At 42.3% G+C, this 10,523-nt stretch carries 10 protein-coding genes, 1 tRNA gene and 1 pseudogene; 6 read left to right on the top strand and 6 right to left on the bottom strand.

The features are described from left to right. Window positions 1-279 (bottom strand): PD-(D/E)XK nuclease family protein (locus tag F6K49_RS06790; RefSeq protein WP_293095307.1); only part of this gene is annotated, 279 nt, incomplete at its 3' end. A 1,024-nt stretch (window positions 280-1,303) separates the two neighbouring features. Here F6K49_RS06790 and F6K49_RS06785 point away from each other — a divergent pair. The 5 genes and pseudogenes from F6K49_RS06785 to F6K49_RS06765 all read left to right on the top strand — a co-directional run bounded on the left by F6K49_RS06785 (window position 1,304) and on the right by F6K49_RS06765 (window position 4,545). Further along, window positions 1,304-1,645 carry a Nif11-like leader peptide family natural product precursor gene (locus F6K49_RS06785; RefSeq protein ID WP_293051653.1) on the top strand — a complete coding sequence of 114 codons (342 nt, stop codon included), beginning with the start codon at window positions 1,304-1,306 and terminating at the stop codon, window positions 1,643-1,645. Between the two features lie 453 nt (window positions 1,646-2,098). Next, window positions 2,099-3,391: a nif11-class peptide radical SAM maturase 3 gene (locus F6K49_RS06780; protein ID WP_293095303.1), complete on the top strand. Its 1,293-nt coding sequence runs from the start codon at window positions 2,099-2,101 to the stop codon at window positions 3,389-3,391. Beyond that, a pseudogene (hisF, locus tag F6K49_RS06775) lies at window positions 3,370-4,056 on the top strand (imidazole glycerol phosphate synthase subunit HisF); the annotation flags it as partial. The gene F6K49_RS06780 and the pseudogene hisF, both read left to right, overlap by 22 nt. A 126-nt stretch (window positions 4,057-4,182) precedes the next feature. Next, the gene (locus F6K49_RS06770; protein WP_008183028.1) at window positions 4,183-4,395 is read left to right on the top strand and encodes a hypothetical protein; all 213 of its coding nucleotides are present in this window, start codon (window positions 4,183-4,185) and stop codon (window positions 4,393-4,395) included. Between the two features lie 77 nt (window positions 4,396-4,472). Further along, window positions 4,473-4,545 (top strand) — tRNA-Ala (locus F6K49_RS06765). A gap of 783 nt (window positions 4,546-5,328) precedes the next feature. Here F6K49_RS06765 and F6K49_RS06760 read toward each other — a convergent pair. Next, entirely contained in the window at window positions 5,329-5,523 is a 195-nt protein-coding gene (locus F6K49_RS06760) for a hypothetical protein (protein ID WP_293023221.1), read from the bottom strand. A gap of 309 nt (window positions 5,524-5,832) precedes the next feature. After that, window positions 5,833-6,633 carry an MOSC N-terminal beta barrel domain-containing protein gene (locus F6K49_RS06755; RefSeq protein ID WP_293095296.1) on the bottom strand — a complete coding sequence of 267 codons (801 nt, stop codon included), beginning with the start codon at window positions 6,631-6,633 and terminating at the stop codon, window positions 5,833-5,835. 256 nt (window positions 6,634-6,889) lie between these two features. Between F6K49_RS06755 and F6K49_RS06750 the strand changes: the two genes are divergently transcribed. Next, window positions 6,890-8,053 (top strand): pentapeptide repeat-containing protein, encoded by a 1,164-nt coding sequence (locus F6K49_RS06750; protein WP_293095292.1) that lies wholly within the window; start codon window positions 6,890-6,892, stop codon window positions 8,051-8,053. Window positions 8,054-8,307: 254 nt separating this feature from the next. On the opposite strand, the gene F6K49_RS06745 is transcribed toward F6K49_RS06750, so the two are convergent. The 3 genes from F6K49_RS06745 to F6K49_RS06735 form a co-directional block, all read right to left on the bottom strand. Then, the gene (locus F6K49_RS06745; protein WP_293023215.1) at window positions 8,308-8,691 is read right to left on the bottom strand and encodes a hypothetical protein; all 384 of its coding nucleotides are present in this window, start codon (window positions 8,689-8,691) and stop codon (window positions 8,308-8,310) included. A gap of 31 nt (window positions 8,692-8,722) precedes the next feature. After that, entirely contained in the window at window positions 8,723-9,388 is a 666-nt protein-coding gene (locus tag F6K49_RS06740) for a hypothetical protein (RefSeq protein ID WP_293023213.1), read from the bottom strand. A gap of 457 nt (window positions 9,389-9,845) precedes the next feature. Further along, complete coding sequence (locus F6K49_RS06735; RefSeq protein WP_293095285.1) at window positions 9,846-10,436, bottom strand: DUF4058 family protein; 591 nt, start codon at window positions 10,434-10,436, stop codon at window positions 9,846-9,848. Window positions 10,437-10,523: the final 87 nt, after the last annotated feature.

Below are 10,523 nucleotides of genomic sequence, written 5' to 3'. Positions count from 1 at the left end.
AGGCTCTGGGTTGGAAAGTTCTGGTGCGGCATTGACTAAACCAGTCAGCCAGTAGTCGAGTTGGGTATCCTCTTCTACTAAGGATGTGACTGGTAACCCAAGTTCGCGCTGTTGCATTAATAGGTGAAAGCGGCTTCCCCAAGTAAGACGCTCTTGTTGTTCGGGAGACACCGGTGTTCCCAGCTGGTCAAAGTAAATGTGTTGGAACTTACGGGGACAGGTTTCTAATACGTTCAGCTGTCCTTGGGATAGACGAGTCAGAGGTGCAGGAGGAGACACTGGTCAATGATAAGGGCGTTTGTATCTGGGTTGTAAACACACGAATTGCTGAAAAAGGCTAGAGGAATCCCCCCTCCCTTAATAAGGGGGGCGGGCAAAAGGCAATAGGGGAAAGATATACAGACTTTTCTTGAACAAGAAAAAAAGACTTCCTAGGTTTAGATTTCATTTAGAAACGCTATATTAGCTAGTTTAGCGGAAGAGGTGGAAGTTTCCACACAGATATCGAATGCGATTGGCCTTGGCCTATTGGCCACGCGGGGCGCGTTTGGCCACGCTACGCGAACGCTTCCCCCTGGGGCTAACTCGCCAATCGAAAATTTGATTGCCACAGATTTTAGGGACATAATTGTTTTAGTTATATCTCGAAATTTAGTTGTTTTTATTGTCATCTCATCTCCGTATAATTCCCCTTAATAAAAAGCTTCCCCATCTTCCTGAGGGGGTGACATGAGCCCTGAAAAGCTTACTATATAAGACTTTGATGCCAATTATATCAGTAAAGATAAACTCCCAAATTGACCCTACGAATGATTTAATGGCAAGCTCAAACCTTTATAACTACGTCCAACGTCAGCCCAAAACAGCATGTATCTTTTTGTTACAGATGGCCTGAAATTATTACCCAGTAACGGTTTTACCTTGCTTGTCACCCCCTCAGCCCATCTTCCCATCTGGAGCTGTCCTTATACTTTTAATAATGGGTATTATTACTTAATATATTATTGATGATGCAGTTGTGGGTAAGTCCTGATCACTATCGTCATGTGTTGCTGCCATAGTAATGATGCTGCTATCCTCCCCCTAAGGAAATAATTTTCTTATCCCATACAGCAAGGTTTGGGACATAATTTTAAAGTTTTGTCGCAACAAAATTTTAAAAGCCTACTTAATTAATTTTTATATTGAATAAAATTTTATTATCGATGAAAACTTCATCTATTTCAGAAAATACTGCCCTAGCTACGGTACTGTTTTTTAACCGATGCTACCAACAGTATTTCAGTAATTTCAGGAGAAAACTATGTCTTTAGAAAATGTTAAAGCCTTCTACGAAAGGCTAGGCACTGATCAAGCATTCCGTGCCCAAATTCAAGGAGTAAACAGTAAAGATGAATGTCGCCAAATCGTGCAAAGCGCTGGCTATGACTTCACCCAAGAGGAGCTTGAAGACTATACTGGCCAATTGTTGGAGTCAAGTGCTGCTGAAGATGGTCTGAGGGATCTTGATCAACAAGAACTAGAAGCTGTTTTTGGTGGGGCTAGTCAAGTTATGGGCATAAAGGGAGGTATTCAGCCACTTTATGGGGTTATTTGGCCGCCGCTTCAGCTGCTGTATGGCGCTGTCCTAAACGATACTCTCTAAGGAAGTTTGAGCAATAAGCTCAGGTTGATTCCGACAGACACAGATCATACCATTTCAGTTTATGGATGCTACAGATAGTTAGTCGGTAAGGGAGTAGCCAAAAAAACACCAGTTTTTAGCTCGTCCGGTGGGCAAAAAAAGTTTGATTATTTTGAATAGTCTATATTATATCACTTTGCCCACCCTACTTGAATTGATATCTTTAATTGGTAGTTTGTTGACACCCAAGTCTCTAATTGGTGATTGGCTTACTATAGGGTTTTCTATACTTATGAGGTACACAAGATTTTTTCCCTATTCCCTATTCCCTGTTCCCTATTCCCTATTCCCTATTCCCTGTTCCCTATTCCCTGTTCCCTAAAACCCACAAATCTGTACCTCACCCCATTGAAAACCGCTGTATCACCTGATGTCTGTCCCTCTTTCGAGATAACTTAACATGGGAGAATTGTGATGACATATCGCAGAATTAGTTATGCCGTCTGGGAAATCACCCTTAAGTGCAATTTAGCCTGTCAACACTGTGGTTCTCGGGCTGGTCATACCAGGGCTAAAGAACTTTCCACTACAGAAGCCTTAGACATGGTCAGACAACTGGCCGACGTTGGGATTACAGAAGTCACCTTAATTGGAGGTGAAGCCTTTCTGCGTCCTGACTGGCTCGATATTGCCAAAGCGATTACCTCCGCTGGAATGGTCTGTGGCATGACCACTGGAGGGTTTGGGATTAGCTTAGATACAGCCCGCCGGATGAAAGATGCTGGGATTCGAGTAGTTTCTGTGTCCGTGGATGGTTTAGAAGCCACACACGACCGGTTGCGGGGTAGGAAAGGTTCTTGGCAATGGGCGTTTAAGACCATGAGCCATCTCAAAGAGGCCGGTATCCCCTTCGGTTGTAACACTCAAATTAATCGGCTCAGTGCACCAGAGTTTCCCCAGATTTACGAGCGCATCCGGAATGCAGGAGTCTTCGCTTGGCAAATTCAGTTGACTGTACCCATGGGGAATGCGGCGGATAATAGTGAGATTCTGCTGCAACCCTATGAGTTGCTAGATGTATACCCGATGATAGCGCGGGTGGCCCGTCGGGCTTTTCGGGAAGGGGTAAAGGTTCAAGCTGGTAATAATATTGGTTACTATGGTCCCTATGAACGACTGCTGCGGGGACGGGGAGAGGATAATCCTTGGGCATTTTGGCAGGGGTGCAATGCTGGACTATCTAGCTTAGGCATCGAAGCCGATGGTGCTATCAAAGGTTGTCCCTCATTGCCGACTTCCGCCTACACTGGAGGTAATATCCGAGACCACTCCCTACGTGAAATTATTGAAGAGACCGAGGAGTTGCGGTTTAATCTAGGGGCTGATACTCCTAAAGGTACAGACCATCTGTGGGGTTTCTGCAAGAGTTGTGAATTTGCTCAACTGTGTCGTGGTGGCTGCAGTTGGACTGCTCATGTTTTCTTTGACCGCAGAGGGAATAATCCTTACTGTCACCACCGCGCTCTTACTCAGGAAAAACAGGGTATTCGGGAGCGAGTTGAAATCAAGCATCGCGCCGAAGGTAACCCTTTTGACAATGGCGAATTTGTTCTGATTGAGGAACCAATTGATGCTCCTTGGCCAGACAATGATCCACTTCACTTTAGTGCTGATCGTATACTTTGGCCAAAAGGTTGGCAGGAACAAGAGGAGTTGGTGCCATCTTTAGCTAGTAGTAGCAGTACGCTGGTGATCCAGTGGAATTAGCACAAGTTTACAATGATGCTGGTGCAGATGAGCTGGTGTTTTTGGATATAACTGCTACCCATGAAGACCGAGACATTATTATTGATGTAGTCTACCGTACAGCTGAACAAGTGTTTATTCCCTTGACGGTGGGGGGTGGGATCCAATCCCTAGAAAATATTAAATTATTATTAAGAGCAGGAGCCGATAAAGTGAGTATTAATTCGGCTGCTGTACGCAATCGAGACTTTATTAATCAAGCCAGCGATCGCTTTGGTAATCAGTGCATTGTAGTTGCTATTGATGCTCGTCGTCGGGAAGATCCTGATAATCCTGGTTGGAATGTTTACGTGCGAGGAGGGCGTGAGAACACTGGTATTGATGCGATCGCATGGGCAAAAGAGGTGGCACAACGGGGAGCTGGGGAACTTCTGGTTACTAGTATGGATGCGGATGGAACCCAGGCTGGGTATGACTTAGAGCTAACCCGCACTATGGCTGAACAGGTGGAAATTCCTGTGATTGCCTCCGGTGGTGCTGGCAACTGCGATCATATTTATCAGGCTCTGACTGAGGGCAAAGCCGAAGCAGCGTTACTAGCTTCCCTGTTGCATTACGGGCAACTGAGTGTATCTGAAATTAAAACCTATTTGAACCAGCACCAAGTTCCGGTGCGATTGCCATAGTAGATTAATCGATTATTCTTCCGAAATATTTAAGTTTTGTTGTGTAGTATTAAGTAGTTTAATGGTTTGCAGCGATTTTTATAGCTGCTAAACTAAATATGGATGCAATATTAATTTTTGTAAAAAATGCTGGTGATAATTCTAATATTTGATGTCGCCTTGGTGGCTTGGTCACTGCACCTGATGCAGGAAGCCTTTGATACCCAAGAGTTCTCTCTGATGCTGGCTGGTACCTTAGTAGCCATGTCAGCAGCAGCTATGTTAGTAGTTTATTTTCTGATGAACAGCTGTATGGGGTATATTACCCAAATGGCTCAGTCTCCCAGCGTATTCTACTGATCGAGATAATTTCATTCTCAAACCACTTGACTTAGCTGAGCTATCAAGGTATACTAGTTGATGGACTATAAAATTGCGGGGTTATAGCTCAGTTGGTAGAGCACCTCAATGGCATTGAGGGGGTCAGCGGTTCGAATCCGCTTAGCTCCATAATGATTAAATATTGATTAACAAAACTCGCTATCCATCCCCACCGTCTTTCACGGTGGGGATGGATAGCGAGACGACAACTTATGACGATTCGTGCTAAAATAATGTTGGTCGATGACCCGCCTGACTGACTAAAAGGCTACCTTCAAGGTGTAAAAGTACGCTTCAGAGCTCAGGGTTTGAAGTTACCGTAAGTAGAGTGGAGCCTTAATCAAACAGTTTTAACCCTTTTATGCATAGCCGACCAACCATAAAGGCTCCACTCTACTAAGGTTTCGTCTCCGGGAAGAGACAAACCCCGGCTGGTTGGCCATAGTGCTGTAATTCCAAGGTGAGTCTGTCGTAAAAGTTATACGTCGATAGAAGGCGGATGTCTGCCTGTGGACGCTGAGTAAGACCAATTCCAGCAGGCGCGCGCCTCTGGTTGAGGCGTCGGGGACGCGCGCGGGAAGCCCAAAAGACGAATAAAACCGTCCCTGAGTTGACCTGAGAATTGGAAGCCCCAACCTCAGCGTTCGCGTAGCGTGGCCTACGGCCAAAGCAGGTTGGGGTACTTCACAGGCTGAAGTCTTTTAGCCTGAGGGGTTGCCGTAGGGTTGCTTGGCGATCAGTCTTCAGTAATATAGCCCTACGCGCAAGGGCAAGAGGCAAGAGACAAGAGGCAAAAGTTTACGTGCATTAGCGTTTAAGCTTGTATCAATGTCCTAACTTTAATGTCCTAACTTTAATGGGTAGTGCTATAAGGTTAGAATTTGTTGACGCTTGACGGTTGAGGGGAAACTCTTAAAACAAGCCTTGGGAGTGACGAGGGGGGAAAACCCGTGAGACTTGATGGTGAGATGTTGAGATTAAAACCTCTTTATCGAAGACGAATTCGCTGTAATCGGCGAGGTCATCTAGACCAATCAAATTTAGGATGATCTCAGCCACTAGCCAGGTGCTGACTTTCACAAATACATTGTTCCACTGATGATTCATTGCTCTGAGGTTTAAACATTTGGTAGGTAGAGGTTTTGTCTGGCTTCTGTTTGTTCAGATGTACCTAAATCTCTACTTCAATTCCAGAGCGACGAATCCGCAAAAAAGTCAAAAAGTTTTATTTAATAAAATTTCCCATATTGATTGGTGTTGAAAGTTCACGGTTTAGGGTTGACAGTTGATATCACTTTAGGTTAACCACTTTGTTTATAAGCGATCGCTTTTTGGGATTTGAACCCAATTTGGGATTATAGCGCTGCATCAAGACACCGTTTGCGTCAATTCTACTGACTTCTGCAAAAAGCCTAGTCAACCTTGACTAACCTTCAGGATTTCGATGGGATCCCCTTGGTGCAACACTTTACCGGCTTCTGAAACAGGCACGTTTGTATTCACGCTTAATTTGTAGAAATGATTGAAACGAGCGCTGGTTGTCCAGGATGGTAGGGTTTCCTTGCGTCTCGCCATGAAAGTCTTTTGGAAATTACCAGTAGCTTCTCCGGTCTGAGGGTCTCGTGCTAAAACAATACAACGTTGACAGGGATTAATTCCTTCTATCAAAGCTTCCCCTACTTTAAACTGAATAGATTGTCCTGATTCGGTAAACAATTGGTCTTCCCAGAAAGCGGGAACTCCTCCAATTTCTAGATTGGCTCGAACCCGACGTCGTATGTCTTCAGGACTTATCTGAGGAAACCAAGAAGCAACGGTTTCAATGGTAGCGCTACTAATAATAGTAGGACCAAGAGCATTGGTATCGTCTGGGAAACCAGTGCTGGTGTTCTGCACTACTTTAACTGGAAAATCGAAGTAATCCTTTAACCAAGCTTCCAGAGCAGTTCGCCCGTGATCAATATGAAAGGTAATGTTTTGGTTTGTGCCCTGAATCTGTAGCGATAGCAATTGGGATTGGATATCGAAGACCGACCGCAGCAAGTGGACTTTGGCATTGCGCTTACCATTGACAAATTTACCTTGCTGATCGAATAGGGCAAATTCCCGGTCATGGTTTAGGGCACCACTTTTGAGGAGAGTGGCGGTTTCGAGTTCAATCCGATCTAGGGATTTAATCGGGTAGATATAGATAGCTTTAAGGTAAGGTTGTGTCATGATAGCAGTTCTGAATTGGATGAGGTACTCAGTAGGAGTGGGTTTTAGGGAGCAGGGAGTAGGGAGCAGGGAATAAAATTGAAGTGTGCTTCACGCTTACTAGGAAACGGGATAAAATAAACCGAACCAAAATACTGTTAGTGCTTGCTATTATTAGCATTACGCTTTGTCTAGTAATTTGTGGAGCAGACAATTGGGTTGATTTAGAAGCCCACGAATAAGCCAAATATATAGGGTTTTCCCCGAGTTGGCAATCATGAAGCTGAATCAAATTCTTAATCAAATCAAAGTCTCTCTAACCCCTTCGTCAACTAAAAATCATTACCAAAAGGTTGAAGAAATAGCCTATAAACTTTACCAAAATCGCCTACTCGTAAAAGGGGAAGGGGATGCGGAGCAAGACTGGGATAAAGCTGAGCAAATTGTTAAAAATCCTTTGACGTTAGCCTTGTTCAAGTGCCATCAAACTTTCATCAGCATAGAAAAAAAGTTTTTAGAGCCTGTTCTGGATTATCTGAATAGATTAGCATTGCTAGAAATTTTAGGACTAATTGGTAATCTATCTCTACTTGTTGGTGTGATTGTCTTTATTGGTGGTGAGCAGGATAGACGAAATGCTGAAGTTTATCAGGCATGGCAAGTAGTTACAGCAGCCTATGACCAAGCTGGCAGTGGCGGCAGAAAAGAAGCTCTGGAATTCCTAAACTCAGAACCAAGGCGTATTCCCTGGTTTTGGTTGACCTGGCGGAGACAGAGCTTAGAGGGTTTAGAGGCTCCAAAGGCTTATTTGAAAGGAGTCCAACTTTCTGGTGCGGAGCTAGTTAACGCTAATTTACAAGAAGCTAATTTATTTGCAGCTAATTTACAGGAAGCTTTATTATCGAGAGCTAATTTAAAGAATGCTATTTTAGATAAAGCTAATTTAAAAGACGCTCGTCTATATAGAGCTAATTTACAGGGAGCTCGTTTATCTGAAGCTCAGTTACAGAAAGCTCGTTTATATAGAGCTAATTTCCAACAAGCTATTTTAGATGCAGCTAATTTACATAACGCTAGTTTATTAGTAACTAATTTACAGCAATCTTATTTAGAGGAAGCTAACTTACAGAAAGCGATTTTATTTAAAGCTGATTTATTTAAAGCTGATTTATCAGGAGCTAATTTACAGCAAGCTCGTTTATCTAGAACTAATTTACAGGAAGCTGATTTATCGGGAGCTAATTTAAAGGAAACTGATTTATCTAGAGCTAATTTACAAGACGCACTTTATTCAGACAAAACAACATCGGAAGCTGCATGTGAAAGACTTTACATTACCTATCCTTGTCGCACCATATTCCCTGAAGGCTTTGACCCTAAAGCTGCTGGCATGAAGTTAATCAAGGAAGAGGAAGATATACCTGAAGGATATAATTATTAAGATTCAACACTAAAAGTTTGAGGGTTGATCAGGACATACCTTGAAGTAAACCTCTTGCTTGCAAAAACTATAAGGATTCTGAAGCTTACTGACAGGATACGAAGCAATTTTAATTATACTATCACTGTCCACCAGACCAGTCTACTTTGTCTAATACTCATTGAGATAATGGGGAATTATTGAGGCGATCGCTACCCTATCCTAATTCCCCGCTAAGGTCTACTATGGTAGAGTGTTGCAACAATCCTAAGCTGTTACTCTACCTCCCCCAACCCTTCAATAGTCGCCATCAGAATATTCACTAGCGGATGGTCAATCGATTCCTTGAATGCATCTACTCGTCCAGATTTCAGGGAATTGATTACCTTAACTTTTAGTGTTGGGTTATTCTCAATTTTGTCAACAACTTCACCTACAACTATAATCTTCTCTTTGTTTGTTGTAGTGGGATTAGTCTGGGAGACTTGGTCTAGAAGTTGTTGGATTTCTTCTGCTGCTTCAACTAGGGTTTGCTTATGCTCGTTGGCTATTGATAGATCAGCAGTTACAGAATTTTCAGCTATGCCTCCTATATTTCCAGCGTTATAAACACTCTTACTAAGATTATTGAAACCGAATATCTTGCTATCTCCAGGCATAATAAAATGTTCTCCTTGATTAATGAAACACTTACTTTTTAGAGTAAAGCACACCAATCGTGTGTTTAGACACAAACTGATTGGGTTTTTCGTTTTCGTCTAGGGACACCCAGATCGATTCAGTCAGGTTAGCAGCTATGTTGTCTTTATATTGTTGATAATGTTGATCCTTAAGGTTAAAAGAAGCCATGTACTTCAAGTCAGGTTTTTGTGTATTCTGTGTCCATCCATAAATCCTCAACTCGTAGTTGCCAACTTGTAAATCAAATTCTTTTCCTCCTAATTCAGGACTCCAATCGAACCGAACTATTTTATTTACTGAAGAACGTGCTTGTACTGGAATCGGTTGAGCTAGATTTTCATCTTGAAAATTTCCGGCACTCTCGATTTTAACGAAAGTAGTCCATGCCATGTCGTAAAAATTGTCATTATCTTTTCTGCCAACAACTAAACGAATCCGTTGAATGGTTCCTCCTTGAGGACTCCAATTGTAGAAAGTTATGGGAAGATTGAAGCCTAATCCGACAATATTTTTATTACCAGTTGGGACAGTAATGTATGTAGGAAAAAATATAATGTTTCTTCCCAAAGACAGCTTAAGGTTAGCTTTCCTGAAATTTGATGTATAAGCTACAGCTATAGATACAAGTAAACTAAATAAAGCAATGATAATGGTAATAGGATCGTCTGACTGCACGTTTGTTCTAGTGCTTTTATTTATTTGCGGTGCAGGTGACGACGAAGGTTGTTGAGCTATTAGCTCAGTAATTTCATAGTTGTTATGAGTCCGAAACTGCATAGTTATTAGTATCTATTACCAATAATATATAACTAAGAGGTTGTCTGAGAAGTCTCATTTGCTACATCCAAGCCCCCTAAATCCCCCAATTTTGGGGGACTTTTAGAATAAAATTGACTCTTTTTCCCCCCAAAGTTGGGGGGCTAGGGGGGCAAAATCCAGTATAAAAAAACTTTTCAGATATCCTCTAAGGTGGCATGATAACATTATATCATGTCCGGTTGACTAATTATTCTATACTTTGCCTACTAATGGGTACTATATAATTAGTAATTGGTAGTTTAAGATTAGGGATTATTTCGTAAGGGATTAACCGGACTGGATATTACTCAAATCTAGAACCAGCTGCAGGCTACTATTCAATCAAGACTTGCTTTACCCAAGCTACATCTGCGGTCGATAAAGGTGGTGGCGGATCTTGACTATAATCAATCGCTAAATCATAACTCCCTTGGTCGTATAGATTATGTAATAATTGTTGTAAATTAACGGTAGGTTCTCGATCGCCTGGTTGGAGAGGTAAAGGAAACGAAGGGATTGCTTGGGGGAGATTGAAGGCATATAAATCCGCTTGGGGACGTTCTTGAGAACGGCTGACTACGATGCGATAGTGGCTCTGGAAGGCTTGAGTATTCATAGCCATCGGTTTTCCTTGACGCAGTAAATCAATTTCCACCAAATGGGTTAAGCTATCTAATATTTTTTGCCGTTTGGTTTCATAAGTGCTGCGCCCTTCTGCAGACCGTTTGTTTTTGGGAGAAAGAATTTCGATAACAGTAATTACTTTGCCAGTTTCTACCTTTCGCACTTCTAAATACCACTCCCTAACCGTTTCAGTCATCGGTAGAGCAATCTTCATTGGTTTACTACAGGCAGCTAATGCTACTGGTAGATAAGTAGCTAATGCACCAACACCAAACCAGCCCATAAATTTACGACGATCCATAGTATACCTCTACCTGGAAAACGATTTATTTTAATAATAAACCATAATTAACAATTAATTATATTATCTCTCAATCTAGGAATTTTT

The organism is Moorena sp. SIO3I6 (genome assembly GCF_010672095.1).
Note: the sequence above shows the minus strand (reverse complement) of the source record. Positions and strands in the feature narration are given on the sequence as shown.

What these genes read in the sequence shown, in the direction of transcription:
- F6K49_RS06785 (WP_293051653.1), top strand. Translation starts at nt 1,304, where the DNA reads ATGTCTTTAGAAAATGTTAAAGCCTTCTACGAAAGGCTAGGCACTGAT.
- F6K49_RS06780 (WP_293095303.1), top strand. Translation starts at nt 2,099, where the DNA reads ATGACATATCGCAGAATTAGTTATGCCGTCTGGGAAATCACCCTTAAG.
- F6K49_RS06770 (WP_008183028.1), top strand. Translation starts at nt 4,183, where the DNA reads ATGCTGGTGATAATTCTAATATTTGATGTCGCCTTGGTGGCTTGGTCA.
- F6K49_RS06760 (WP_293023221.1), bottom strand. Translation starts at nt 5,523, where the DNA reads ATGAATCATCAGTGGAACAATGTATTTGTGAAAGTCAGCACCTGGCTA.
- F6K49_RS06755 (WP_293095296.1), bottom strand. Translation starts at nt 6,633, where the DNA reads ATGACACAACCTTACCTTAAAGCTATCTATATCTACCCGATTAAATCC.
- F6K49_RS06750 (WP_293095292.1), top strand. Translation starts at nt 6,890, where the DNA reads ATGAAGCTGAATCAAATTCTTAATCAAATCAAAGTCTCTCTAACCCCT.
- F6K49_RS06745 (WP_293023215.1), bottom strand. Translation starts at nt 8,691, where the DNA reads ATGCCTGGAGATAGCAAGATATTCGGTTTCAATAATCTTAGTAAGAGT.
- F6K49_RS06735 (WP_293095285.1), bottom strand. Translation starts at nt 10,436, where the DNA reads ATGGATCGTCGTAAATTTATGGGCTGGTTTGGTGTTGGTGCATTAGCT.